Annotated in this window: 22 protein-coding genes; 6 read left to right on the plus strand and 16 right to left on the minus strand. The window is 62.2% G+C overall.

From position 1 onward, the window contains the following. The first annotated feature begins 58 nt into the window (after nt 1–58). The gene (trpC, locus tag E0L37_RS11980) at nt 59–853 is read left to right on the plus strand and encodes an indole-3-glycerol phosphate synthase TrpC (RefSeq protein ID WP_133491962.1); all 795 of its coding nucleotides are present in this window, start codon (nt 59–61) and stop codon (nt 851–853) included. 215 nt (nt 854–1,068) lie between these two features. On the opposite strand, the gene crp is transcribed toward trpC, so the two are convergent. Then, complete coding sequence (gene crp / locus E0L37_RS11985) at nt 1,069–1,698, minus strand: cAMP-activated global transcriptional regulator CRP (RefSeq protein ID WP_014993366.1); 630 nt, start codon at nt 1,696–1,698, stop codon at nt 1,069–1,071. A gap of 271 nt (nt 1,699–1,969) precedes the next feature. Here crp and E0L37_RS11990 point away from each other — a divergent pair, with 271 nt between their 5' ends. Both E0L37_RS11990 and speD read left to right on the plus strand, forming a co-directional pair. After that, a complete protein-coding gene (locus tag E0L37_RS11990) occupies nt 1,970–2,389 on the plus strand; it encodes an OsmC family protein (RefSeq protein ID WP_133491963.1) in 420 nt (139 codons plus the stop codon). Between the two features lie 110 nt (nt 2,390–2,499). Continuing rightward, nucleotides 2,500–3,336: an adenosylmethionine decarboxylase gene (gene speD, locus E0L37_RS11995; RefSeq protein WP_133492005.1), complete on the plus strand. Its 837-nt coding sequence runs from the start codon at nt 2,500–2,502 to the stop codon at nt 3,334–3,336. A 225-nt stretch (nt 3,337–3,561) separates the two neighbouring features. Here speD and coq7 read toward each other — a convergent pair whose 3' ends face one another. The 10 genes from coq7 to prmA all read right to left on the minus strand — a co-directional run bounded on the left by coq7 (nt 3,562) and on the right by prmA (nt 15,840). Then, on the minus strand, nt 3,562–4,233 hold the full coding sequence (coq7, locus tag E0L37_RS12000) for a 2-polyprenyl-3-methyl-6-methoxy-1,4-benzoquinone monooxygenase (protein ID WP_133491964.1): 672 nt from the start codon (nt 4,231–4,233) through the stop codon (nt 3,562–3,564). Nucleotides 4,234–4,365: 132 nt separating this feature from the next. Continuing rightward, nucleotides 4,366–7,152 carry a hybrid sensor histidine kinase/response regulator gene (locus E0L37_RS12005; protein ID WP_133491965.1) on the minus strand — a complete coding sequence of 929 codons (2,787 nt, stop codon included), beginning with the start codon at nt 7,150–7,152 and terminating at the stop codon, nt 4,366–4,368. Then, on the minus strand, nt 7,118–8,176 hold the full coding sequence (locus E0L37_RS12010; protein ID WP_133491966.1) for a cyclic nucleotide-binding domain-containing protein: 1,059 nt from the start codon (nt 8,174–8,176) through the stop codon (nt 7,118–7,120). Before E0L37_RS12010 ends, E0L37_RS12005 begins: the two co-directional genes overlap by 35 nt. Nucleotides 8,177–8,363: 187 nt before the next feature. Further along, nucleotides 8,364–9,113 carry a sulfite exporter TauE/SafE family protein gene (locus E0L37_RS12015; protein WP_133491967.1) on the minus strand — a complete coding sequence of 250 codons (750 nt, stop codon included), beginning with the start codon at nt 9,111–9,113 and terminating at the stop codon, nt 8,364–8,366. A gap of 64 nt (nt 9,114–9,177) precedes the next feature. After that, nucleotides 9,178–10,464, minus strand: coding sequence for a phosphoribosylamine--glycine ligase (purD, locus tag E0L37_RS12020; protein ID WP_133491968.1), 1,287 nt, complete (start codon nt 10,462–10,464; stop codon nt 9,178–9,180). 94 nt (nt 10,465–10,558) lie between these two features. Further along, nucleotides 10,559–12,127: a bifunctional phosphoribosylaminoimidazolecarboxamide formyltransferase/IMP cyclohydrolase gene (gene purH / locus E0L37_RS12025; protein WP_133491969.1), complete on the minus strand. Its 1,569-nt coding sequence runs from the start codon at nt 12,125–12,127 to the stop codon at nt 10,559–10,561. A 166-nt stretch (nt 12,128–12,293) separates the two neighbouring features. Further along, a complete protein-coding gene (gene fis / locus E0L37_RS12030) occupies nt 12,294–12,623 on the minus strand; it encodes a DNA-binding transcriptional regulator Fis (RefSeq protein ID WP_370450527.1) in 330 nt (109 codons plus the stop codon). Then, nucleotides 12,620–13,660, minus strand: coding sequence for a tRNA dihydrouridine synthase DusB (dusB, locus tag E0L37_RS12035; protein WP_133491970.1), 1,041 nt, complete (start codon nt 13,658–13,660; stop codon nt 12,620–12,622). The genes fis and dusB overlap by 4 nt, the downstream gene beginning before the upstream one ends. A gap of 112 nt (nt 13,661–13,772) precedes the next feature. After that, on the minus strand, nt 13,773–14,873 hold the full coding sequence (locus E0L37_RS12040) for a zinc-ribbon and DUF3426 domain-containing protein (protein WP_133491971.1): 1,101 nt from the start codon (nt 14,871–14,873) through the stop codon (nt 13,773–13,775). An 82-nt stretch (nt 14,874–14,955) separates the two neighbouring features. Next, complete coding sequence (gene prmA / locus E0L37_RS12045; protein WP_133491972.1) at nt 14,956–15,840, minus strand: 50S ribosomal protein L11 methyltransferase; 885 nt, start codon at nt 15,838–15,840, stop codon at nt 14,956–14,958. Nucleotides 15,841–15,996: 156 nt separating this feature from the next. Between prmA and E0L37_RS12050 the strand changes: the two genes are divergently transcribed. After that, nucleotides 15,997–16,566 carry a methyltransferase gene (locus E0L37_RS12050; RefSeq protein WP_133491973.1) on the plus strand — a complete coding sequence of 190 codons (570 nt, stop codon included), beginning with the start codon at nt 15,997–15,999 and terminating at the stop codon, nt 16,564–16,566. Nucleotides 16,567–16,642: 76 nt separating this feature from the next. After that, nucleotides 16,643–17,305 (plus strand): toluene tolerance protein, encoded by a 663-nt coding sequence (locus tag E0L37_RS12055; protein WP_133491974.1) that lies wholly within the window; start codon nt 16,643–16,645, stop codon nt 17,303–17,305. A 191-nt stretch (nt 17,306–17,496) separates the two neighbouring features. On the opposite strand, the gene accC is transcribed toward E0L37_RS12055, so the two are convergent. The 4 genes from accC to dsbD form a co-directional block, all read right to left on the minus strand. Then, on the minus strand, nt 17,497–18,843 hold the full coding sequence (gene accC / locus E0L37_RS12060; RefSeq protein WP_133491975.1) for an acetyl-CoA carboxylase biotin carboxylase subunit: 1,347 nt from the start codon (nt 18,841–18,843) through the stop codon (nt 17,497–17,499). 11 nt (nt 18,844–18,854) lie between these two features. Continuing rightward, complete coding sequence (accB, locus tag E0L37_RS12065) at nt 18,855–19,301, minus strand: acetyl-CoA carboxylase biotin carboxyl carrier protein (protein WP_133491976.1); 447 nt, start codon at nt 19,299–19,301, stop codon at nt 18,855–18,857. Between the two features lie 34 nt (nt 19,302–19,335). Continuing rightward, complete coding sequence (gene aroQ / locus E0L37_RS12070) at nt 19,336–19,788, minus strand: type II 3-dehydroquinate dehydratase (protein ID WP_133491977.1); 453 nt, start codon at nt 19,786–19,788, stop codon at nt 19,336–19,338. A 289-nt stretch (nt 19,789–20,077) separates the two neighbouring features. After that, the gene (dsbD, locus tag E0L37_RS12075; RefSeq protein WP_166643056.1) at nt 20,078–21,994 is read right to left on the minus strand and encodes a protein-disulfide reductase DsbD; all 1,917 of its coding nucleotides are present in this window, start codon (nt 21,992–21,994) and stop codon (nt 20,078–20,080) included. 391 nt (nt 21,995–22,385) lie between these two features. Here dsbD and E0L37_RS12080 point away from each other — a divergent pair, with 391 nt between their 5' ends. Then, nucleotides 22,386–23,378 carry a DUF2333 family protein gene (locus E0L37_RS12080; protein ID WP_133491979.1) on the plus strand — a complete coding sequence of 331 codons (993 nt, stop codon included), beginning with the start codon at nt 22,386–22,388 and terminating at the stop codon, nt 23,376–23,378. A 194-nt stretch (nt 23,379–23,572) separates the two neighbouring features. On the opposite strand, the gene cmoA is transcribed toward E0L37_RS12080, so the two are convergent. Next, nucleotides 23,573–24,319, minus strand: coding sequence for a carboxy-S-adenosyl-L-methionine synthase CmoA (cmoA, locus tag E0L37_RS12085; RefSeq protein ID WP_133491980.1), 747 nt, complete (start codon nt 24,317–24,319; stop codon nt 23,573–23,575). Nucleotides 24,320–24,470 lie beyond the last annotated feature (151 nt).

Below are 24,470 nucleotides of genomic sequence, written 5' to 3' on the forward strand. Positions count from 1 at the left end.
ACCACCCTCGATAAAGAAAGCGGGCCGGCGCGGCCCGCGCAGACAGCCAGGAGCGGCCATGAGCAACGGCACCATTCTTGATCGCATCATCGAACGTAAAGAGCAGGAGATCGCCGACGGTAAGCGCCGTTACAGCATGGGGGACCTGCGGGCGCTGGCGGAGAACCAGCGGCGGGCGAGAGGGTTCCATCGAAAGCTGTACGATCGCGTGGCCGAGGGCAAGCCGGCGGTAATCGCGGAAATCAAGAAAGCCTCTCCCAGCAAGGGGGTTATTCGTGAGAACTTCGACCCGGTGGATATCGCCCGCCGCTATGAGGAAAACGGCGCCGCCTGTCTGTCCGTGCTCACCGATCAGGAGTTCTTCCAGGGCCATGAGGACTATCTGCGCGCGGCCCGTAACGCGGTGTCGCTGCCGGTGCTGCGCAAGGATTTCATCGTTGACCCCTGGCAGGTGTTCGAAACCCGGGCCATGGGCGCGGACGCTATTCTGCTGATCGTGGCGGCATTATCCGACGCGCAGATGGACGAGCTCTATCACGCCGCTCAGCAAGCCGGCTGCGACGTGCTGGTGGAAGTGCACTCCGGAGAGGAACTGGAGCGGGCCATGAAACTGAACGTGGAAGTGGTGGGTATCAACAACCGTGACCTGCGCACCTTCGAAACCCGCCTGGACACCACCCTGGAACTGGCCCCGCAAGTGCCCGCCGATCACCTGGTGGTCACCGAGAGCGGCATCCACACCCGCGCCGATGTGCGCCTGATGCGCGATAACGGCATCCACGGCTTTCTGGTTGGCGAGGCCTTCATGCGCGAGGAAGACCCCGGCGCGGCGCTGAAAAAGCTGTTTTTCTAGTTAATAGTGAACAGTGAATAGTTAGCAGCGAAAATCAAAAGCCAGTCCATGCGTTTTCTGTGGGAGCGTGCTTGCACGCGCATGGGGTTGGCTCAAGCGCTTGGCGAGATTCGCTTGCAAGCACGCTCCCACAGCGGCTAAAGATCACCTGTTTTGTTTTTCTGTTTGCTTTTGGCTGTCAACTGCTCACTATCAACTGTCAACTTGGCACGCGCTTAGCGCGTGCCATACACCACCATGGTCTTGCCCTTCACGGACACCAGGCCCTGTTCTTCCAGGTTCTTGAGAACCCGGCCGACCATCTCGCGGGAGCAGCCGACGATGCGGCCGATTTCCTGGCGGGTGACCTTGATCTGCATGCCGTCCGGGTGGGTCATGGCGTCGGGTTGCTTGCACAGATCCAGCAGGGTGCCGGCGACCCGGCCGGTGACGTCCAGAAAGGCCAGATCGCCCACCTTGCGGGTGGTGGCGCGCAGACGGCCAGCCAGTTGCGCCGATACGGCGAACAGAATGTCGGCGTCTTCCCGGGTCAACTGGCGGAATTTGGCGTAGCTCACCTCGGCCACTTCGCACTCGGTCTTCGCTTTTACCCAGGCGGAGCGGGAAGGGTCGCTCTCGAACAGGCCCATTTCACCGAAGAAGTCACCTTCGTTGAGGTACGCCATGATCATCTCGCGACCGTCGTCGTCCTCGATCATCACCGTGACCGAGCCACGGAGAATGTAATAAAGGGCGTCGGATTCATCGCCAGCGTAGATAATGGTGCTCTTCGCCGGATACCGCCGACGGTGGCAGTTGGCCAGAAAGTGGTCCAGATTGGGAATAATCTTGTTGCCGTCGCTCATGGGGTCTCTGCTTAAGCCAGAAGAATGTCTTAGCCGATTAAGCTCAAGGATATTGCCTGTTTTTCACATCGCTGCCAAGGGTGGGAGCCCGCGAGTGCGCAAAGGGGTGACACCGGTCCGCTGTCGGGGGCGTTCGGAGGTGGTCAACGCGGTGGCGAGGAGACCATGAGCTGGCTCCAAGGGTATGGTCGCGGGGCCGCTCTGTGGTAATCTGCGCGCCCATTTGGGGGCGGGCCTGGTGAGCCGCTCCGGTGCCGAGCAGGAGTAAGTGATGAAAGCCGTGGTTGAATGGCAGGGCGAAGCTTGTTTTCAGGCGGAATCCGGTTCCGGTCACACCATCCTTATGGACGGTCCGCCCGATCATGGCGGCCAGAATCGCGGTCCGCGCCCGATGGAAACCCTGCTGATGAGCGTCGGCGGCTGTTCCGCGTTTGATGTGGTGCATATTCTGCGTAAATCCCGCCAGAATGTGACGGGCTGCCGCTGTGAGCTGAGCGCGGAGCGGGCGGAGGACGAAGTCCCCGCCGTATTCACAAAAATTCATTTGCACTTCGTGGTATCCGGCGAGGATCTCAAGGAGGCGCAGGTGAAGCGGGCGGTGTCATTGTCGGCGGAGAAATACTGCTCCGCGTCGATCATGCTCACCCGTGGTGGTGTGGAAGTCACCCACAGCTATACCATCGAAGCCTGAGCGGATACCCTTCGCCAAGGCGACGAGGCGCCGGACGGGCCTGGGCCGGCGCCAAATAACCTGCGGATCCCGGTGCGCTCAGGCGTATCCGGGAGTGAGTGAGTAAAACCATGGGCGGTGACGACCGCCAACGGGGAAACGCGGTGGTAAAAGATCCCAATCCCAAGATTTCGGTGCACGGTTTCAACAACCTGACCAAGTCGCTCAGCTTCAATATTTTCGACATCGCCTACGCGAAGACCGAGCAGCATCGCAAGGAGTACATCGAATACATCGATGAGCTCTACAATGCGGAGCGGCTGACTGAAATCCTCACCAACGTGACGCGCATCATCGGCGCCAACGTCCTCAACGTGGCCCGCCAGGACTACGACCCGCAGGGCGCCAGCGTGACCATGCTGATCGCGGAACACGAGACCCCGCCGAGCGGTACTGACTGGGACGAAGAGGCGCCGGGGCCGTTGCCGGACACGGTGGTGGCGCACCTGGACAAGAGCCATGTGACCGTCCACACCTATCCGGAATCCCATCCGGATAACGGCATTTCCACGTTCCGGGTGGATGTGGATGTGTCCACCTGTGGTGTGATCTCGCCGCTGCGGGCGCTGAACTACCTGATTCACAGCTTCGACTCCGATATCGTCACCATCGACTATCGGGTTCGCGGCATGACACGGGATCTGGACGGCACCAAGCACTACATCGATCACGACATCACTTCGATACAGAACTTCCTGGTCGAGGACACCCAGAACGCCTACCAGATGATCGACGTCAACGTGTACCAGGAGAACATCTTCCACACCAAGATGCTGCTCAAGGACTTCGACATCGAAAACTACCTGTTCGGTGCCGGTAGCGACGAATTCGACGATGTCGAACTGGCCGAAATCAAGGAACGCCTGCAAACCGAGATGCTGGAGATTTTCTACAGCCGGAACATGTAGAAAAGGGCAGTTGACAGTTGATAGTGGACAGTTGACGGCGAACACCAAACAGAAAAACAAAAAAGGTGATCTTTAGCCGCTGTGGGAGCTTGCTTGCAAGCGAATGGGGTTGGCTCAAGCGTTTGGCAAGATTCGCTTGCAAGCACGCTCCCACAGAAAGCGCATGGTCCGCGTACTTTTGCTTTTCGCTGTCAACTGTCCACTATCAACTGTCAACTGTGTTCACTAAATTCTGTAGGTGGTGAACGTCATGACCTTGCTCATCAGGGTCATGACGCGGCGGATCGGGGTGGGGAGGGGGGTGCCGCCGGCGTCTTCGGCGGTGACGGCGTGTTTCAACTCGTCTTCGCGCATCTGTTCAAGGATGGCACGGGTGCGGTGATCGGCGGCGGGCAGTTCGGACAGGTGGCGCTCCAGATGGCGCACGACCTGATGTTCGGTTTCCGAGACAAAGCCCAGGCTCCAGCGGTCTCCGGCCAGACCGGCGCCGGCGCCGAGAGTGTAGCTCATGGCGTAGAACAGCGGATTCAGACGGCTGGGCACGCTGCCCAGTTCGCGAATACGGTCCTCGCACCAGGCCAGATGATCTTCCTCCTCCCGGGCGGCTTCCTCCATGGCATGACGCACGTGGGGCAAGGTGGCGGTGCTGGCCTGGCCCTGGTACAGCGCCTGGGCACAGACCTCGCCGGTGTGGTTGATGCGCATCAGACCGGCGATATGGCGCTGCTGCCGGGTGTCCAGGGGGGCGCTCCGGTCCTTGATGGCGGCTTCGTCATCGCTGGATTGGGCGGCGGGCTGCCGGGAGGCCCGGGTGGATCCGGGAGTAAGGGTGCGCAGCGCGTTGTCCACGCGGCTAAGCAATTGGTCCACTGGCGTCAGGTGACGACCCGTCATCACGACTTCTCCACGATGCTCATGGGGCGGATGGTAAGCCGGCCATGCGGATGTCCGTGGCGGACGCCGGTATGGCCGGGGCGATAGTGTAGCAGGCAACGCTCGCCATCGTCGCGGCGGCGCGCCTCGCGCGGGTCAGGATTCTTCCCTGGATTCCTCCACCCCGCGCCGGGTAAAGCGAATCAGTACGTCACGAAGCACATTCAGTTCCACCGGCTTGGGGATGTGGGCGTTCATTCCCGATGCCAGGCTGCGCTCCCGGTGCTCGCGCAGGATATGGGCGGTGAGGGCGACAATGGGGACCGCCACCAGACCATTTTCCCGCTCGTGGGCACGAATCCGGCGGGTGGCCTCGAATCCGTCCATCTCTGGCATTTCGCAGTCCATCAGGATCAGGTCGTAACGCTTCTGGGTGGCGCGGTTGAGGGCCTCGAGGCCGTTGGCGGCCAGTTCCGGAGAAATTCCCAGCTTATTGAGCATGCCGCGGATTACCTTCTGGCTCAGCTTGTGGTCCTCGACCACCAGCACCTGTAGTCCGGGGTCAGGGCTTTCGCTGCGCTGGCGTGGCGCTGAAGGGCGCTGCAGGCCCAGTTCCTCGCTCAGTACCTGTTTGAGGCGCGGCGCCGACACCGGTTTGGTCAGAACCCGGTGGATACTGACGTTGCGTGCGTCCATATCGGTGGGGGAACTGCTGATGCCGGTGAGCATGATCAATACCGGCGAGTGCGTGATGACCGGGTCTTCGTGGATCCGTGCCGCCAGTTGCACCCCGGTCATCCCCGGCATCTGGTGGTCCAGCAGCACCACGTCGTAGGGCTCGTTGATATTGGCCTGGGTGCGCAATGAGGCCAGCGCCTCGCGTGGATCGTTGCTGGCGGTGACACGCATGCCCCAGCTCAGGGCCAGGTGGCGGATCACCCGGGTGACGGTGGTGGAATCATCCACCACCAGCATGCTGCGTCCGAGCAGGGGGACCCGGTCCGCCGGATTATCGGGCGCCGGATCATCCAGCGCCGATAGCGGCACGATGAACCAGTAGGCCGGTTCCTGATTGTGCCCGTCGCGATGTCCGCAGCGGCCGCCCATGGCTTCCAGCAATTGCTCGGCGATAGCCAGGTTCAGGGTGCTGCTGTCCTGGCGGGCGCCGTTTTCGCGCAGATCGTGCAGGGTGCCGGCGCGCAGAGCGGTGCCAGCGAATTCAAAGCGCACCTGGCCGGCCTGGCCGGTGGGTTCCAGCGACACATCAATGATCAGTTCGCCATGCTGTGCCTGGCGGATGAAGGCGCCAATCAGATTGGTCAGCACCTGGCGCAGGCGTCCGGGATCCCCCTCCATGCGAGCTGGCACATTGGTGTGCACATGGGTGATCAGCTCCACCTGCTTTTCTTCGGCCCGTTCCCGGAACAGGTCCACGGCATCCACCAGTAGCTCGTGCACATCCAGAGCCTCGCGGCTGATCTCGGTACCCGATGTGGACAGCTGGGAATATTCGAGTACGTCGTTGATGATCTTCAACAGGCTTTCGCCGGCGTTGTGGATGGCGCTGACACACTCCTTCTGATTCGGGGTCAGTGGGGTATCGTCGAGCAATTCGGCCATGCCGAGGATGCCGCTGAGCGGGGTGCGAGCGTCGTGCCCCATGCGTGCCAGGGTCTCGCGGCGGGTGGTCTCGACGGTCTCGGTGACGGCCTGATTGCGTAACTGTTCCGCCCTGAGCCGTTGGCGGCGTTGATGCTGCAGACGCAGACCGGCGGTTTGCAGGCTGCCCGCCACGGTGAACACCAGAAGCAATGTCAGTGGCACATCCAGGCCGGTATGCAGCAGGCCCAGGGTTACCAGGCACAAAATGGCTACCGGCACGCCCACCAGAATACTGGTGAAGAAGAACAGGGCGCCGGCGGGCACTTCCCGGTGCCAGGCCTGATAACCCAGTGCGACCAGACAGGGAACGGACAGCAGAACGAGGATGCTGCACAGCCCCATCGCCGCTGGTGACGGCAGAATCAACAGCAACGGGATCTGCACCAGGGCCAGAGCCCCCAGCACCAGCAGGATGTAGTGCAGGGCGGGACTGTGCTGGTGACTGTCGACGAAGGTGCGCCCGGCGCCGCAGGCGGCGAACAGCGCCACGGAGAGCAGGGTGAGGCGCAATGGATGATCCCAACTGCTGAGATCATCCTGATGGCCCAGGAAGCCGCCGCCGACGACGATAAGGCCGACCACGCAGAAGCCGAACAGGGCGTGGTAGCCGTGGCTGGTGGCGGAACGCATGAAGGCCAGAGCCAGATGGTACAGGGACATGGTCAGCAACATGCCGATCAGTAGCCAGTAGACGCCGTACAGAGGATTGTCCCCGAGCGCTTTTTGCATGGTGGTGAGCGTCAATGAATAGACCAGTTCACCGTGAGGATTCACCCGCCAGTAGAAGACCCGCGGCTGGCCCAAGGGCAGATCGAGCACCTGGATCGGGTAGCGGTGGACAAAGGATTCATCTGGCAGCGGGGTGCGATAGCGCGTGGTGCCGGGGGGGCCGTCGGGAACATAGAACTGACTGTCCTGGTAGGCACGGGGAGCCATCACCAGAGCGAAGCGCTGCTGATCGGACAGCTCATTGTGGATGGAAACGCGAATCCACCAGTCGTGGTTGCTCAGCCCGAGCCGTTCGACGAAGCGGGAGGCTGGTTGGAACCGGTGATCCAGGCCGCCGCTGACCACATCCTCCAGGGAATAATGATTGTCCGGGTCGGGCAGGTATTCGGAATAGATGGTAATGCGGGCATCGTCCGGCTCGCTGTTGATCACGAACGGCGGCGGGGGAGCCGCCCAGGCGCGGCCGGCGACCAGCCAGAGCAGGCCGAATATCAGCGGCAGCCACCGCCCAGGGGTGTTATTCCGTGGCCAAAACGTCCTTGGTGGCATCATCCTTCTTCGTTTCCCGATCCAGCACATACGCATTGAGGCCGGCTTCGGAAAGGATATAGGCTCCCAACTCGCTGCGTCGACCCGCGGAACACAGTATATAAGTGAAATCCCGCTCCAGGGCGGGGGCTTTTTGTCTCAGTTCGCCCAGCGGAATATTGCGGGCGCCGGGAGTCCGGTCATGCCGGAATTCCATCGGTAACCGCACATCGAGCAGAATACAAGCGTGGTCGCCGTCGAGGACCATGTCGTTGAGGGTATCCTCATTCAGATGGCGGATCACGGAGGCTTGCAGAATGTCCTGGAAATCATCCTGCCCCAGGCACATCAGCACACCATCGCTGGTCATCGTCACGGTGGCGTTACGTGGCTGGTCGCTGATCAGGGCGTCTTCGCCGAAAAAACGGCCCGGTCCCAGAGTGGCGAGGGTACCGGTGCCGCGCCCCTGGCCACGGGTGACCATGGCCTGCCCCTGTTTGAGCACGTAGAACGTGTCGCCGGCATCCCCTTCGCGGACCACGGTGGTGCCCATCTCCACTTCCCGGGGCCTGAACTGCATGAACAGCGTATGCAGCTTGGCCGGCGCGATGCGGGCGAACAAGCCGGACGCCAGCAGGGCGTCGGTCCAGTCCCATTGCTCCTCCTGTCCCGGCGGCGGCAACAGATCGACCGCGCCGGTCCAGGCCATCAACAGATCCAGCTTATCCCGATCCAGAGTGTAAAGGATGGCGCCGGTGCGGGTAATGGCGTTGACGGTATGCGGCGCGCAGTTGTCCAGGGCCAGATAATTTTCGTCATCGCCGGCGGAAAACGGCCGCACGCTGAAGCCGGCATCAATCAGATCCAGTTCACCGTCCACCAGAAAGTAGGCCTTGTCGCTGTGCTGGCCCCGTTTGAACACCATCCGACCGGGGGGCAGATTCAGCACTTCCAACTGGCCCTGGATGGCCTGCAGGTGAGTCTGGCTGAGGCCGTCGAACGGAATAAACTCGGCGAGCCGGGACGGATCCGGTGTGGTGATGGACATACTTCCCCCCTGAACAAACGCACGGCGCCAGAAGCGGCAGCGGACGATACACCGGCGACGATCATTATGGTTGTGATGAGACAAGCGGTCTTGAGGTGTCGCGTTAGGGCCGATGATAGCGGCTACTTTAAGCCTTTTCCCGGATAGGTCGCGGTTTTGTGATAAGGGTCCTGGAGCAGGCAGTGAGTCAGGCGGTCAGCGCCATCAGCAGGGTGCCGCCGCCGGACAGCATTAGCAGGACGAAGATGCCGCGCCGCAGCGTACGCTCACTGACCGGCGGCGGGAAACGGTTGCCGACCCAGGCCATCGCCGCCACCACCGGCAGCGACAACAGCCCGATCTTGACCACATCCAGGGTCAGATCACCATGCAATCCGACCACTACCAAACGCCCCAGTGACGCCAGTGAGAACAGCGTCAGCAGGGTGATGCGGATGGTCTGGACCGGGATCGGTTGGCGATAGAGCTGATAGACGACCGGGGGGCCGCTGACGCTGAACAGGCCGCCGAAGAACCCGCCGAGGAAACCGGTGCCGACGAAAGCGGCCGGTGAGGAACGCCGTGGCAGCGGATCCGGGCGGCAGACCAGCACCAGGCCGGCGGCGACAATGACGGCGCCAAGCAGCGCCTTGAGCAGATTCTGGGCATTGCTGTTGAGATAGCTGAGAAGCAGCACACCGATGATCATGGCCGGAACCAGGCCAATCAGGCTCTGCGCGATGATACGGCCGTCCGCCTTTCTTAGTTGGGGCACCGCCACCACCGCGCCCATGGCCAGATTCATGATGTTCAGCGCGGTGGCGGTGGTCGGGATCGAGCCAAGTTGGAGCAGGGTCACGGCGGCCAGCAGGAAGATGCCGAGAGCGAAACCGGTGACGGCCTGAATATAGGAGCCGATGGCGACGGCCAGCAGAAACAACGGCAGCGATTCAGGCATGGTGCTCCCTGCGCGGGGTGGCGGCGATCAATGAATGACCGCCAGATTGGGGGTGAAAGCCGGGTCAGCCGCGCTCCCGGGCCACGGCGCGATAGCCGATATCAGTACGGTGGTAGGCGTCTTTCCAGGAAATCCTGGCCACCCCCCGGTAAGCATTGCGTTGCGCATCGGCGACGCTGTCACCCAGGGCGGTGACGCACAGTACCCGCCCGCCATTGGTGACCACCTGGCCGTCTTGCTCGCGGGTGCCGGCGTGGAAGACCTTCACCAGATCGGAATCGGCCTGGTCCAGCCCTTCGATGGCGTCCCCTTTGCCGTAGTCGTCCGGGTAGCCGCCGGCGGCCAGCACCACACCCAAAGCCGGGCGTGGGTCCCATTGCGCTTCCACCTGGTCCAGGCGGCGATCCAGGGCGGCCTGGCAGAGCCCGGCTAGGTCGGATTGCAGACGCATCATGATCGGCTGGGTTTCCGGATCACCGAAGCGGCAGTTGTACTCGATCACCTTGGGCTGACCGGCGGCGTCGATCATCAGGCCGGCATAGAGGAAGCCGGTGTAGGGCATGCCTTCCGCGGCCATGCCGGCCACGGTGGGCCGGATCACCTGATCCATGATGCGCTGGTGCACGTCATCGCTGACCACCGGCGCTGGCGAATAAGCGCCCATGCCGCCGGTGTTGGGGCCGGTGTCGCCGTCGCCCACCCGTTTGTGGTCCTGGCTGGTGGCCATCGGCAGGATATGCTCGCCGTCGGCCATGACGATGAAACTCGCTTCCTCACCGTCCAGGAACTCTTCCACCACCACGCGGTGGCCGGCGTCACCGAAACGGTTACCGGCGAGCATATCGCGCACCGCCTCTTCCGCTTCCGGCAGCGTCATGGCGACGATCACGCCTTTGCCGGCGGCCAGGCCGTCGGCCTTGATTACGATGGGGGCACCCTGTTCACGAACATAGGCCAGCGCCTCGTCCACATCGGTGAAGTTGCCATAGGCGGCGGTAGGAATGTGGTGACGGGCCAGAAAATCCTTGGTGAAGGCCTTGGAGCCTTCCAACTGGGCCGCTGCCTTGCTGGGGCCGAAGCAGCGCAGGCCGAGCTCCTGGAAGTAATCCACCACGCCTTCCACCAGCGGCGCTTCCGGGCCAACAATGGTCAGGGCCACCTGCTCGCGCTCGGCCAGATCGGCCAGGGCGGGCAGATCCAGCACATCCACCGCCACGTTTTCCAACTTGGCTTCGCGGGCGGTGCCGGCATTGCCGGGTGCCACCAGCACTTTTTCCACATGCTCCGCCTGGGCCACTTTCCAGGCCAGGGCGTGTTCACGGCCGCCGGAACCGATAATCAGGACCTTCATGAGTCTCTCACTTCGTTCGAGTCGCTTTCACGCACCACGCTCGACGCTGGCACGCAAAAGAGCGTGGTGCGTGTAGCGTGCATGCGTGCCAGCGTCAGTGTCTGAAATGCCGCATGCCGGTGAAGACCATGGCCATGTCGGCCTCGTCGGCGGCGGCGATGACTTCCTCGTCGCGGATCGAGCCGCCCGGCTGAATCACACAGCGGATGCCGTTCTCGGCGGCGTTATCGATGCCGTCGCGGAACGGAAAGAAGGCATCGGACGCCATCACCGAGCCTTTCACTTCCAGGCCGGCGTGTTCCGCCTTGATGGCGGCGATGCGGGCGGAGTTCACCCGGCTCATCTGGCCGGCGCCAACACCCACCGTCCGCCGGTTTTTGGCGTAGACGATGGCGTTGGATTTGACGAACTTGGCCACTTTCCAGGCGAAGATCAGGTCGTGCATCTCGGCTTCCGTCGGCGCCCGCTTGGTGACCACTTTCAGATCCCCCTCGGTGATCATGCCGACGTCCCGATCCTGCACCAACAGGCCGCCGTTGACGCGTTTGTAGTCGAGGCCACTGCTTGCCGGCCCGCTGATTTCGCCGCACACCAGCACGCGCACGTTCTTCTTGGCGGCGGTGACGGCAAGGGCTTCCTCGCTCACCGCGGGCGCGATGATCACTTCCACGAACTGACGGTCGACGATCGCCTTGGCGGTGGCCGCGTCCAGTTCACGATTGAACGCGATGATGCCGCCGAAGGCGGATTCCGGGTCGGTCTGAAAAGCCAGCTCATAAGCTTTGCCGATGCCGTCCAGGCTCACCGACACGCCGCAAGGATTCGCGTGCTTGACGATCACGCAGGCCGGCTTGGTGAAGGACTTGACGCATTCCAGCGCGGCATCGGTATCGGCGATGTTGTTGTAGCTCAGTTCCTTGCCCTGCAATTGCCGGGCAGTGGCCACGGAGGCCTCGCCGGGCCGCCGCTCGGTGTAGAACGCCGCCTTCTGGTGGGGGTTCTCGCCGTAGCGCATTTCCTGGGCCTTGACGAAATTCAGATTGATGGTGCGCGGGAAGTCGGCGCTGCCGTTGCCGACCCGGCGGCCAAAATAGTTGGCGATGGCGCTGTCGTAGGCGGCGGTGTGCTCGAACGCCTTGATCGCCAGATCGAAGCGCAACCCATCGGACAAAGCGCCATTGTTGGTGTTCATGTCCTCCAGCACGCGGGCGTAGTCGCCGGCGTCGGTGACGATGCCCACGTGGGCATTGTTCTTGGCCGCCGAGCGCACCATGGTGGGGCCGCCGATGTCGATGTTTTCGATGGCGTCTTCCAGGCTGCAGTCCGGGTTGGCGACGGTCTGCTCGAACGGGTAGAGGTTCACCACTACCAGATCGATGGGCTGGATGTCGTTGTCCGCCATGACCTGATCATCCTGGCCGCGCCGGCCAAGGATGCCGCCATGCACCTTGGGGTGCAGGGTCTTCACCCGTCCGTCCATCATTTCCGGGAAGCCGGTGTAATCGGATACTTCGCGAACGGCGATGCTGGCCTCCTGGATGGCACGGAAAGTGCCGCCCGTGGAGAGCAGTTCCACGCCCCGGTTGGCCAGGGCCCGGGCGAAGTCGACAATACCGGTTTTATCGGAAACGCTGATCAGCGCGCGTTCTACCACCTTGCTCATGGGAGGGGCACCTTTGGTGACGCTTGCACGCCGACACGCTGCACGCTTGCACGCCTGGTGTGGAGCAGCGGAGCGGGGTTTGTCAGTTGCGTGCCAGCGTGTTGCGTGTTAGCGATACTCAATAAAAAAGGGCAGTCTGAACTGCCCTCGGCATTCTGGGTTATCCTTACAGCAAACCGTACTGCTTGAGTTTCTTGCGCAGCGTCCCGCGGTTCAGGCCCAGTAATTCAGCAGCCTTGGTCTGGTTGCCACGGGTGTATTCCAGAACTTTTTCCAGTAGCGGAATTTCCATCTCCGCCAGCACCATCTGGTACAGGTCGCTGACCGCTTCCCCATCCAGCTGATTGAAGTAGTCGGTGATGGACCGTCGCACGCAGTTACGCAGTGTATCGTGGGTTTCGCTGCGGGCGAGGGTCAGATGCGGTTTACGCGATTCAGCGGTGTTCATTTCTGTCAGTGTCCGTGCAGTGACTGTCTTCATGGAAGAAAGGGTCATGCGGCCAATGCTCCGTCTTTGTTCCGGGCAGACACCCCGCCATAGCAACCGATACGCAACCGGTCACTGCTGGCGCTGATCTGTTGGAAAAACTGCTCGATGGCCCGCCGTTGGTCGGTGGCCTTTTCCAGGTTGTTGAATCCGCGCCGGAAATGCTCCCCGCCCGGCAAATTCTGGGTGTACCAGCCCAGATGTTTGCGAGCGATGCGCACACCGGAATACGTGCCGTAGAAGTCATGCAAGTCACTCAAATGAGTGAGCACGCGAGCGCGTACTTCTTCCACCGATGGCGCCGGGGCTAAACGACCGTGCTCCAGGTAATGCACCGTATCCTGGAATATCCAGGGGTTACCCCGAGCAGCGCGGCCGATCATGATACCACCGGCACCGGTGCTTTGCAGTATCCGTTGCGCTTTTTGTGGGGAATCGATGTCGCCGTTGGCGATAACCGGGATCTCCACGGAGCGGACCACCTCGCCGATGGTGTCGAATTCCGCTTCGCCATTGAAACGGTCGGCACGGGTGCGGCCGTGAATGGCCAGCGCCTGGATGCCGGACTGTTCGGCGATGCGGGCGATCAGAACCGCGTTGCGGTTGTCGCGGGTGGGGCCGGTGCGGATTTTCAGGGTGACCGGTACCGGCACGGCGGCCACCACCGATTCGAGAATCCGCGCCACCAGCTCCGGCTCCGACAATAAGGCGGAACCGGCGGCCCGTTTGCAGACTTTTTTCGCCGGGCAGCCCATATTGATATCGATGATCTCGGCGCCCAGGTCCACGTTGGCGCGGGCGGCCTCCGCCATCATCAGCGGATCGGCGCCGGCGATCTGCACCGAGATCGGGCCAGGCTCGCCGCTGTGATCAAGACGGCGCGATGACTTGGCCGACTGCCAGAGGCGGGTGTCCGAGGTCACCATTTCCGACACCACCAGGCCAGCGCCCAGTTCCCGGCACAGACGCCGGAACGGGCGATCCGTGACACCGGCCATGGGGGCCAGGATCACCGGATTGGGCAGGGCGTGGGGGCCGATGCGCATGATGGTCCTCGATTGGACGGAACGGGTTCACCGGGTGGAGACTCCGGCATGGGGGGGGCAATCATAGAGGCACGGGCGCCGGGAGAAAAGGGCGGCAGCGGGGATATGCGGCTCAGTGGACGTTGGAAAGCCGCGCCGCCGGCCTTTGGGCCGCCGGCAGCAGTCTCAGATGGTAGCTGACCGCCTTGTGTCCCGGGTCGACGATTTCCAGGGAAACGTGTATCGGTGTGCGGATCGGCATGGCCCCGGCCCCGGCCAACTCTCCGCGCAGGTACTCGCCGGCCTGGAAGCGCCGCCGGGCCACCGGCATGCCTTGCAGATCAATGAAGGTCAATTCCAGTTCCGGGAACGGCTGTGGCCAGGACGCCTCATTGAACAGCAGGGCATCCACCACCAGCGCATTGTCGAATCGTGGATGGCTGCGTACCACCAGATTGGTACCCCGCAGTTGAGTGGTATCCACCCGTGGCGGCAGGGTGCAGCCGGCCACCGCGCAGGCTTCGGCGAAAGCGGGGCGCCAGCGCGGATCCCTGCTCAGCGTGTCGAAATGGAAAAACAGGTACTGGCCGGCCAGCACCGTCAGAGCCAGCAGTACCGCCAGAGTCCAGCCCAACAACGCCAGCGGATTGCGGCGGGGAGGGCTGTCCAGTTCGCGCCGCGCCGCCGAACGGGCGGTGGCCGGTCCGTTAAGAAATTCAAAGGCGTCGTCCGCGGCCGCTTCCGGTTCGGCCGGGGCGGGTTGCGGTGTCGCGGGGGCGCCGGCGTCTCTAGTGTCGGCGGTGACCGGTTCGGGATCCGATTCGAGTTCCTGCAGCAGAGCCTCGGCCCAGGATTCATCGGTCTGCCCGTGGGGATGGTTGCCCAGTTCCAGATCCAGATCGGGGACCGGGTCCTCCTTTTCCAGGGACAGGAAGCTGTCGCTCAGTTGCAACTGGCGGTCGTCTTCGGCGCGGATGCGGTCAGGGCTTGAGGGGGCCGGAGCCGGTGTCTTCTCGGGGAGTGCTTCCTCGGGGAGTGCCGCCGACCAGTCCGCCGCCGGTGCCGGCGTTTCTTCCCGCACCAGCGGCGGGCCTTCCAGTAAGTGTTCGGTGGCCTGAAAAACGCGCAAGCAGGAACCACAGCGCACCGCACCCTTGGCCTGGGCCAGATGCTCCTCGCTGATCTTGAATTGCGCCTCGCAGTGAGGGCAACGGGTCTTGTAGGGGCCGGTCATGCGCTGGCGGTCCGTGAGTCGGATTTTTCGTGTAGTGGCTGTGTAGGGAGTTTTACCGAATCATGCCATCCCGCCGCAACTGTTATGCGGACAGCTTGCGAACCCCGTCTATTCTTACCCAGTCCCCGCGCTGCTCGATGGGCGACAGATCGAACCAGGGTTGGTAGGCCTCCGCCACGGATCGGGCCTGTTCGGCGAGGATGCCCGACAACGCCAGCAGCGCGCCGGGCTTGCAGTATCCGGCCAGGGTCGGCGCCAGTTGGATCAGCGGGGCCGCCAGAATATTGGCGACCAGAACGTCACACTGGAAACCCCTCGGCATGGCGTCCGCCGGACACAGATCGAGCCGGTCGGCGACTTGATTGGCCTCGGCGTTGGCGCGACTGGCCAGCAACGCTTGCTCATCAATGTCGTTACCCAGGGCCCGCCCGGCACCAAGTAGCAAGGCGGCGATGGACAACACGCCGGAACCGCAGCCCACGTCCAATACTTGCTTGCCGGACACTGGCGCCGCCTCCAACCACTCCAGACACAGCGCGGTGGTTTCATGGGTGCCGGTGCCGAAGGCCAGGCCCGGATCCAGACGCAGGTTGACCGCCGCCGGATCCGGCGGGTCGCTCCAACTGGGTACGATCCACAGCCGTTCACCGAAGCGCATCGGGGCAAAGTCGTCCATCCAGGCCCGCTCCCAGACCTGGTCCTCAAGCCGCTCGATACGATGATCCTGGGGCGTCAGGCCCAGCGCATCCAGACGTTCGAGAACGTTTTGCAGGTCGTCCTGGTCCGAGAACAAGGCGGTGACCACGGTGGCCCGCCACAGCGGCCGGGCGCCGGGCGGCGGTTCGAAAACCGGCTGATCGGCGCCGTCGGTCAGGGTTACCGCCACCGCGCCCAGGGTTTCCAGTGCGTCTTGTAGAGCGTCCGCCTGTTGCGAGTCGGACGCCAGATGTAGCTGTTGCCAGGTCATGACACCTCCATGGAGAAGCGGCAGTATAACGGCGACCGGAAAAATTTGCGCCGTGGCGGAGTGTGCCGTCACCGCCATTCGCACTTGCACAGCGGCTATTTTTTCACCGGCCGTTAAGGAGTACTATCCGGATTCGTCTATCGGACTGACCAGCCTATGACTGAAGATGCCGCCGAGTTGATATTGGTGCTGATGGTGATCGCCAGCGCCTTGCTGTACCGGTTCGCGATGCCGCGTTTGCGGCGTCCGCGCGCGCTGGCGCGCCCCTCGCCGGATCTGGAGCAAATCATCCTGGTCGGCATGGTGTTCTGCACCATGGTGGTGATTCCCTTCCTGGACATGATGGTGCCCTGGTTTGAGTTCGCCGATATTGTGTTCATGGATGAGGTGGCCTGGCTGGGGTTGCTGCTCGGCAGCGCCGCGGTGTGGTTGTTCTGGCGGGCCAAGGAGGATCTGACCCGTTGTCCCCGACGGCCAGTGGATAGCGGGGTGTACCGTTATCTGCGTCACCCGTCCTGCGCCGCCATGCTGCTTTGGTCCCTGGCGCAATTGCTGCTGTTACAGAACTGGCTGGCTGGCCCCGCCGCGGCTTTGACCTTTACAATGGTTTACTTGCTACAGTTGCCCAGGGAAGAGCAACGTATGCTGGAGCGGTATGGTCATCGCTATCTGGACTATATGGCGCGCACTCCGGCGATTCTGCCGCGTTTCTCTCGTTATCGTTGACGGTCATCGTTGATTTCCCCTTTTCGCGCCCCCATAGCGGTGGTCGCCTTTAAAACGGTTCAGGAGCCGTTTTTCCATGATTAGGATTCATCCCCTCCGTCGTCAGCAGTTGGAGGACGTGATCAGCCACTCGGAAGTGGTCGAACGTGACGGACACGGCATCAAGGTGCTGCGTCTGCGTGATGGCCGCTATCTGAAGTACTTCCGGCGCAAACGCTACTTCAATCGCGAATTACTGTCCCCGGCGGCGGTACGCTTCGCCCGCCACGCCCGGCAACTGGCGCAATTACGCATTCCCACTCTGGAAGTGGAAAGCCTGCACCGTATCATCGGCGAGCCGCATACGGTGGCGGTGTATCAGCCGATGCCGGGCCTGACGTTGCGCCAGATGTTGGCTCGCGGGCAGGTGGACACCCAACTGATGTACCGGGTGGGCGTGTTCATCGCCCGCCTGCACCGTTTGGGCGTCTTTTTCCGTTCCGTGCATCCGGGCAACATCGTCATCGACGGTCTGCGCATCGGTTTGATCGACGTGCTGGATATGAAGGTGCGCCCCTGGTCCATGTCCCGTTGGGCCCGGCGCCGTAACTGGCTGCACTTCCTGCGTTGCGAGGAAGATCGCCCGCATCTGCGGGATGAGCTGGTGGAGGCATTGTTGGTGGGCTATCGGGATGCCGCCGACCTGCCGTCCCATGAGATCGGCGAGGTGGCGGAGCGGGTCCGGCATTTGCTGGGCTGAAGGACACGCACCCAAGGTGGCTCCCACGGTTTGTGCTCCGAAGCCGCTGTGGGAAGCTTGCTTGCAAGCGAATGTGTCAATGCCAGAGGCCGGTAATTCGCCAGCGAACTGGTCTCCCACAGCGGCTTTGTAGCGGTTCTCTCCATACAGGACTCCATACAGGACTCCATACAAGAAAGGACCGCGATGCCTTAATGATTACCCAGTTTCTTCTCCAGGTAATGGATATCCACGCCGCCTTCCTGGAAAGCGGCGTCGCGGAATATCTTGTCCCGGTGCAGGGCCACGTTGGTCTTGATCCCTTCCACCACGATCTCGTCCAGAGCGTTGCGCATGCGGGCAAACGCCACGTCGCGGTTTTCACCCCAGGTGATGATCTTGCCGATCAGCGAGTCGTAGTAGGGCGGTACCGTGTAGCCGCCATAGACGTGGGAATCCACCCGTACCCCATTGCCGCCGGGAGCATGGAAGTAGCTGATCTTGCCGGGGCTGGGCACGAAGGTGTTGGGATCCTCGGCATTGACCCGCACCTCGATGGCGTGGCCAAGAAAGGTGATGTCTTCCTGTTTCAAGGCCAGGCCTTCGCCGCCGGCGATGCGCAGCTGTTCCTTGACGATGTCGACGCCGGTGATCATCTCGCTGACCGGGTGCTCCACCTGCACGCGAGTGTTCATTTCGATGAAATAGAAACCCTCGTTCTCGTACAGGAACTCAAAGGTCCCGGCGCCGCGGTAGTTGATCTCCTTACAGGCATTGACGCAACGTTGGGCCACTTCTTCCTTCAGGTGAGCCGGAATGTTGGGGGCGGGCGCCTCTTCCACCACCTTCTGGTGACGGCGCTGCAGGGAGCAGTCCCGATCACCGAGATGTATCGCGTGACCGGCGCCGTCGGAGAGCACCTGAATCTCCACGTGGCGTGGTTTCTGCAGGAATTTCTCCATATACACGGTGGCATCACCGAAGGCGTTCTTGGCTTCGGAACGGGTCAGCGTCACCGCGTTGAGCAACTGGTCCGCATGTTCCACCACGCGCATGCCGCGCCCGCCACCACCGGCGGCGGCCTTGATGATGACCGGGTAACCAATCTGCTCGGCCATCGCCTGGGTGGCTTCCGGGTCATCGCCCACCGGACCATTGGAGCCGGGGACGGTGGGCACGCCGGCCTTTTTCATCGCCTCGATGGCGGACACCTTGTTGCCCATCAGGCGGATGGTGTCGGCGCGCGGCCCGATGAAGGTGAAGCCGGAGCGTTCCACGCTTTCGGCGAAGTCGGCGTTCTCCGCCAGGAAGCCGTAACCGGGGTGAATGGCATCGGCGTCGGTCACTTCCGCCGCACTGATGATGGCGGGGATGTTCAGATAGGATTCGGTGGACGGCGCCGGACCGATACACACCGCTTCATCGGCGAGACGCACGTGCATCAGGTCGCGGTCGGCCTTGGAGTACACCGCCACGGTGCGGATGCCCATTTCCTTGCAGGCGCGCAGCACGCGCAGGGCGATCTCGCCGCGGTTGGCAATGACGACTTTTTCCAGCATTTCGACCTCCGTTAAACGATGGAGAACAACGGCTGGTCGAACTCCACCGGTTCGCCGTCCTCGACCAGGATGGCATCAATAGTGCCGGATTTGTCCGCTTCGATCTGATTCATCATTTTCATCGCTTCGACGATGCACAGCACATCGCCGGCGTTGACCTTCTGGCCCACCTGAGCGAACGGCGTGGCGCCGGGAGCAGAGGCCCGGTAGAAGGTGCCCACCATCGGTGAGCGGACCAGATGACCGGCCGGGGACGCCGGTTCCGGTTCGGCCGCCGGAGCCGGGGCCGTTTGCGGGGCCACCGGAGCAGCCGCTACCGGAGCGATCGGTGCCGGCGCGGCGTTGCGCCAGCCGCCCCGGGTGATGCGCACGGATTCTTCGTTTTCGTGGATTTCCAGTTCTTCGATTCCGGATTCTTCCAGCAGCTCGATCAATTTCTTGATTTTTCGAATATCCATGTCCAGTCCTGTTGAGAGCTGTTGATGTTAATAGTCAGATGGCGTCATCGGTGCCCAGACGGCGGATGGCCGCGTCCAGTGCCAATTGGTAGCCGTCGGCGCCGAGCCCGCAGATCACTCCCTCGGCGATGTCCGAGAAATAAGAGTGATGGCGAAAGATTTCGCGCCGGTGAATGTTGGAAAGGTGCACCTCGATAAACGGGATACTCACCGCCAGCAGAGCGTCACGCAATGCCACGCTGGTATGGGTGAACGCGGCCGGATTGATCAGAATGAAGTCGACGCCTTCCGCGCGGGCGGCGTGGATGCGCTCGATCAATTCGTATTCGGCATTGCTTTGCATATGCTGCAGATGATGGCCGGCCTTCCGGGCCCGGATCTGCAGGGCCTGGTCGATCTCAGCCAGACTGGTGGCGCCGTATTTGTCCGGCTCGCGCTGGCCGAGCAGATTCAGGTTGGGGCCGTGCAGAACCAGAATGGTGGCCAAGATGGATACCCCTGAATGTGTCGTTATCTGCGGTGAACAGGAGGGAAAACGGCATCAGGCCGGGGCTTTTCCCGAAGTTTGCAGTCTAGGGGGAATCGCCCGGCGAAAAAAGAACTTTACACTATTCGTTACATGTACCAGCAAGCTGTGGCCCACGGTTGTGGAACAGCCCACTGACACGCAATACACCATTCGCTGCTCAAGCAGCTTCCCACAGCGACTCCGTGGCTCCTTGTGGGAAGCGAGCTCGCTCGCGAATCGAGCCCGGCGCCCAGTCCGCCAAAGCGGATCAGCCCGACGTGACCGGCAACACGGTCTGCTCCAGATGGCGAATAAAGCGCTCCGGTCCCATCTCGCCGAGCACCCGGGATTCCGGAACTTCCTCGCCGGCGGGGGTGAAGAACACCAGGCTGGGCAGGCCGAAAATGTTGTATTCGGTCATGATCGCCTGGTTTTCGCTGTTGATGTCGGTGATATCCACCCGATAAAGATCGAAGCCCTTCATGGTGGCCAGCACGTCCGGATGGCTCAGGGTGGTTTCCTCCAGTACCTTGCAGGCCACGCACCACTCGGCGAAGAAGTCCACCAGCACCGGCCGTCCGGTCCCGGACGATTCCGCCAGGGCCTGGCGCAGTGCGGTCTGACCGGTAAGTGTGCGCCAGGGGCCGTGATCGTCCTTGGCCACGGCGGGTTGCTCGGGACCGGCAGTGGTGGTGACCGGCGCTGCCGGTTGCTGCCAGTGCGCTAACGGCTGCCACGGGTCGCGGGCGCCGGAAGCGGCGCCAACCAGCAAAATCACACCGTACAGAGTCAGTACCAGGGCAACCCCCCGCTTCAGGCGGGACCGGCCTTCTTTCACCGGTTCCAGGGCGCCCAACTGCACGCCGTAAATCGCCAGCAACAGACCGTACAGCGCCAGGGTCACCGGTGCCGGCACGATGCGATCGAGCAGCCAGATAGCCACCCCGAGCATGACCACGCCGAAGAACCGTTTGATCTCTTCCATCCACAGGCCCGCCCGTGGCAGCAAATGGCCGCCGCCGGTGCCAAACAGAATCAGCGGCACGCCCATGCCGATGGACAGAGCGAACAGGCTGGCGGCACCGGTCAGAGCATCACCGCTGCCGGCAACGTAGATCAGGGCGCCGGCGAGGATTGGGGTGACGCAGGGGGACACCACCAGGGCGGAGATGATGCCGAGCAGGACGGCACCGACCAGCCCTTTGCGTTTCGGGCCGGTCTGGTTGAGCCGGTCACGCAGCGCCGCCGGCAACTGCAACTCATAAAGGCCGAACATGGCCAGTGCCAGCAGTACGAAAATGACCACACTGGTGATGATGGCGGCGGGTTGCTGCAACAGGAATTGAAGGTTCAGCCCGGCCCCGAACAGGGCTACCAGCAGCCCCGCCAGGGTGTAGGGCACCGCCACCCCGAGCACATAGGCGCTGCTGAGCAGGAAACCGCGGCGGGCGCTGGGGTGCTGTTCCCCGGCGATGATACCGGAGAGAATCGGAATCATCGGGAACACACAGGGGGTGAACGCCAGGAGCAGACCACCGGCGAAGAACAGCCCGATCACCAGGCCCAGGCTCTGGCCGGAGATCCAGCGATTGAAGGCGTTGGCGTCCTCCGAAAACAACGTCTCCAGGAAGCCCCCGTCACTTGTCGAATCGGTCGGCGCGGCGGCCGGAGCGGTGGAGCTCAGCGCCATGGCGGACTTGCCGGGACGAGGCTCCTCGAAGGAAAAGGTCTTGCTGGCCGGCGGGTAGCACAGCAAATCCTCGATGCAGCCCTGGTAGCGCACTTCCAGTTCGGTATCGGCCAACGGCACGCTGCGCAACGGCAGGGTCACCTCCAGCCGCTGATAGAACACCTCGACGTCACCGAATATCGGGTCCACCTTGGGTTTGCCCGCCGGCATCTGGAAACCGGAGAAATCATCCAGGACATTGCCGTTGGTGTCGCGGAGAATGAACTCGAAGCGCTGGCGGTACAGATAGACATCGTCGAGAAGCTCGAAACCCACCAATACTGTTTGCTCATCCCAGTCGGCATTCGCCACCACCTGGATCGCCTCGTCCACCGTGGGCGGCTGGTCGTTGCCCAGACCGCCGCTGCTTCCCCCGCCCAGGGACAGCGCAAACGCGGGGCTGGCGAGCAGCCCCAACAGCACAAGAGATAATAGTGAACGCAGGCGTTGTATCATTGATGTCTCCAGATAACCGGTTTTGTCCCTGGTCCGGTCTCCCCCAAATATAAAGAGCGGGGCCGCGACCTGCTGACGGCTCCGGTATTACCCATTTTCTGCATACCCCGGGTAAATATAGAGGCCGTCGGCGCGAATCGGTTCCCACTCTGCACGTCGCGGATTAAAGGGGCTTTAACACGCTCCATGCGGTGATGGCAGGTGGCGGCGAAGAGCGCATTGTGCCCCCATGCCGAAATGGACGCAAAGACCGCTTCAGCGGCGGCGGGGCCCTGTCGTTGGCGACAAAGACTGCTATATTGGCGCACAATGCCGTGGAGTCCCGAGCGCGGACTCCGAGATGATACAAAAGGCCGTTCCCGGCCTGACAGGATGCAAGTGGGGATCACCGATGAGTAATGAGAAGTTCTCCCAGAAGATGGGCGACCGGTTGCTGGACCCGGCCAATAACCGGATATGGAAAGGCGCCCTGTGGTTGATCGTGATCCTGCTTCTGGTGGACGTACTGCTCGGCTGGTACTGGAGCTGGGAGCCGGATCTCCAGGAGGTGCGGGCTCCGGCCAGCGCGCAACCCGGCGAGGTGGTGACCCTGGAGGTGATCCACGTGGCCAGCACCCTGCTGGACAAGCCCGGAGGCTATCTCAGCAACGACATTCTGCCGCATCGCTTGTGGCTGGATAACATGCCGGCCTGGGAGTTCGGGGTGTTGGTGCAGTTACGGGATATGGTGAGGGTGATGCGCCGGGACATGAGCCGATCCCAGTCCCAGAGCCAGGAAGACCGTAATCTTGCCATCGCCGAGCCGCAGTTCAACTTTGACTCCCGCAGCTGGGCCATGCCCGCCACGGAAAGCGAGTATCGCCGTGGCATCCGGGCGCTGGAGCGTTACCTGGAAAGCCTGCGTTCCGGTGAAGGCCGGTTCTACGCCCGTGCCGATAACCTGAATTCGTGGCTCAATGAGGTACAGAACCGGCTCGGGGCCCTCAGCCAGGATCTCAGCCGCAGCGTCGGACGCACCACGCTGGACACTGAGGAAGACACCCCGGTGACCCAGTTGGACAGCAAGGAACGGGTGGTGAAAACCCCCTGGCTGAAAATCGATGACGTTTTCTACGAAGCGAGAGGCGCGTCCTGGGCGCTGGTGCAACTGATGCGCGCCTTGGAAGTGGAATTCGCCGATGTGCTGCGCAAGAAGAACGCCACGGTCAGCTTCCGGCAAATGGTCCGTGAACTGGAAGCCACCCAGGAAACCCTGTGGAGCCCGATGGTCCTGAACGGCTCGGGGTTCGGTGTCTTCGCCAATCATTCCCTGGTCATGGCCAACTACCTGTCCCGCGCCAACGCTTCCCTGATTGATCTCCGGAAGTTGCTGCAGGAGGGGTAGAAAAGCAGTTGACAGTTGATAGTGGACAGTTGACAGCGAAAAGAAAAATGCGGTGATGCAAAGCCTGTTTGCGTATCAGCAAAGAGCGGAGAATTAATGTTTAGGAGTAGAGAGGCCGCGCTCAAGTTTTGGGCGCGGCCTCTTTGCTTTCAGATCAATCGGCCATGTCTCGCGCCGCTATCAACTGTCCACTATCAACTGTCAACTGCCTTTGTTCCGAGAAAACCCGCGAAATTATACCACTTGAAAAACACATCCACGTTGTCCAGGCCGGCGCGGGAGAGGATCTTGAGGTTCTCGTCCAGACGGTAGGGGATCAGGACGTTTTCCAGGGCTTCGCGTTTTTGCGCGATTTCGGTTTCCGAGTAGCCGTTACGCTTCTTCATCTCGTAGTACAGCTTGATCCAAAGACGGTTGAGGCAGGCGTCGTTGCCCAGCACTTTTTCCACCAGGATCAAGGCGCCTCCGGGTCGTAACCCTTCCACGATCGAACGCAGCAGCCCTTCGCGATTAAGTGGGCGCACGAACTGCAGGGTGAGATTGAGGACCACCACCGAGGCGTTTTCCACCTGCACGCCTTCATTGAGATCGGCGTATTCCAGGCGCAGGCGGCCGGACAGGCATTGCTCGGCCAGATTGTGCCGGGCCCGCTCCAGCATCGCCGGGGAGTAATCGCAGCCCACCAGCTCCACGTCCGCCGCCACGGTTTGATCCAGCGTTCCAAGGGTGGTGCCGGTGGAACACCCCAGATCGTAGACGCGGGATCCCGGAATGGCGAATTCCCGGGCCAGCTCCCCGATCATGCGCTGTTGCTCCCAATATTGAGGGATGCTGCGATCAAGCATGTCATCGAAAACGGCGGCGGTATTCTCGCCGAAATCAAAATCGCTGATGGCCTGTTCCTCGGCGGCGAAGAGGCGGTCCTTTTTTTGGGATGTCATAAAGCTGTCCCCGAAATCAACCAGGATCGGTCACTACCGTGGCGTTCATGTGTCGGCGGCGCGCGCCGTTTCCCTGGAGTGTCCCGCAGGATCATGACAGTTGTGTTGATGGTCGGCGGCGCCTGCATCCATGGCGCGGACGGAACAGGGC

The sequence above is a fragment of the Alcanivorax sp. 24 genome, assembly GCF_004360225.1.
GTDB classification, from domain to species: Bacteria; Pseudomonadota; Gammaproteobacteria; order Pseudomonadales; family Alcanivoracaceae; genus Alloalcanivorax; species Alloalcanivorax xiamenensis.

Bases quoted from the DNA above. Each gene is read 5' to 3' on its own strand.
- trpC (WP_133491962.1), top strand. From the start codon at position 59: ATGAGCAACGGCACCATTCTTGATCGCATCATCGAACGTAAAGAGCAG.
- crp (WP_014993366.1), bottom strand. From the start codon at position 1,698: ATGAGCGACGGCAACAAGATTATTCCCAATCTGGACCACTTTCTGGCC.
- E0L37_RS11990 (WP_133491963.1), top strand. From the start codon at position 1,970: ATGAAAGCCGTGGTTGAATGGCAGGGCGAAGCTTGTTTTCAGGCGGAA.
- speD (WP_133492005.1), top strand. From the start codon at position 2,500: ATGGGCGGTGACGACCGCCAACGGGGAAACGCGGTGGTAAAAGATCCC.
- E0L37_RS12005 (WP_133491965.1), bottom strand. From the start codon at position 7,152: ATGATGCCACCAAGGACGTTTTGGCCACGGAATAACACCCCTGGGCGG.
- E0L37_RS12010 (WP_133491966.1), bottom strand. From the start codon at position 8,176: ATGTCCATCACCACACCGGATCCGTCCCGGCTCGCCGAGTTTATTCCG.
- E0L37_RS12015 (WP_133491967.1), bottom strand. From the start codon at position 9,113: ATGCCTGAATCGCTGCCGTTGTTTCTGCTGGCCGTCGCCATCGGCTCC.
- purD (WP_133491968.1), bottom strand. From the start codon at position 10,464: ATGAAGGTCCTGATTATCGGTTCCGGCGGCCGTGAACACGCCCTGGCC.
- purH (WP_133491969.1), bottom strand. From the start codon at position 12,127: ATGAGCAAGGTGGTAGAACGCGCGCTGATCAGCGTTTCCGATAAAACC.
- fis (WP_370450527.1), bottom strand. From the start codon at position 12,623: ATGACCCTTTCTTCCATGAAGACAGTCACTGCACGGACACTGACAGAA.
- dusB (WP_133491970.1), bottom strand. From the start codon at position 13,660: ATGCGCATCGGCCCCCACGCCCTGCCCAATCCGGTGATCCTGGCCCCC.
- E0L37_RS12040 (WP_133491971.1), bottom strand. From the start codon at position 14,873: ATGACCGGCCCCTACAAGACCCGTTGCCCTCACTGCGAGGCGCAATTC.
- prmA (WP_133491972.1), bottom strand. From the start codon at position 15,840: ATGACCTGGCAACAGCTACATCTGGCGTCCGACTCGCAACAGGCGGAC.
- E0L37_RS12050 (WP_133491973.1), top strand. From the start codon at position 15,997: ATGACTGAAGATGCCGCCGAGTTGATATTGGTGCTGATGGTGATCGCC.
- E0L37_RS12055 (WP_133491974.1), top strand. From the start codon at position 16,643: ATGATTAGGATTCATCCCCTCCGTCGTCAGCAGTTGGAGGACGTGATC.
- accC (WP_133491975.1), bottom strand. From the start codon at position 18,843: ATGCTGGAAAAAGTCGTCATTGCCAACCGCGGCGAGATCGCCCTGCGC.
- accB (WP_133491976.1), bottom strand. From the start codon at position 19,301: ATGGATATTCGAAAAATCAAGAAATTGATCGAGCTGCTGGAAGAATCC.
- dsbD (WP_166643056.1), bottom strand. From the start codon at position 21,994: ATGATACAACGCCTGCGTTCACTATTATCTCTTGTGCTGTTGGGGCTG.
- E0L37_RS12080 (WP_133491979.1), top strand. From the start codon at position 22,386: ATGAGTAATGAGAAGTTCTCCCAGAAGATGGGCGACCGGTTGCTGGAC.
- cmoA (WP_133491980.1), bottom strand. From the start codon at position 24,319: ATGACATCCCAAAAAAAGGACCGCCTCTTCGCCGCCGAGGAACAGGCC.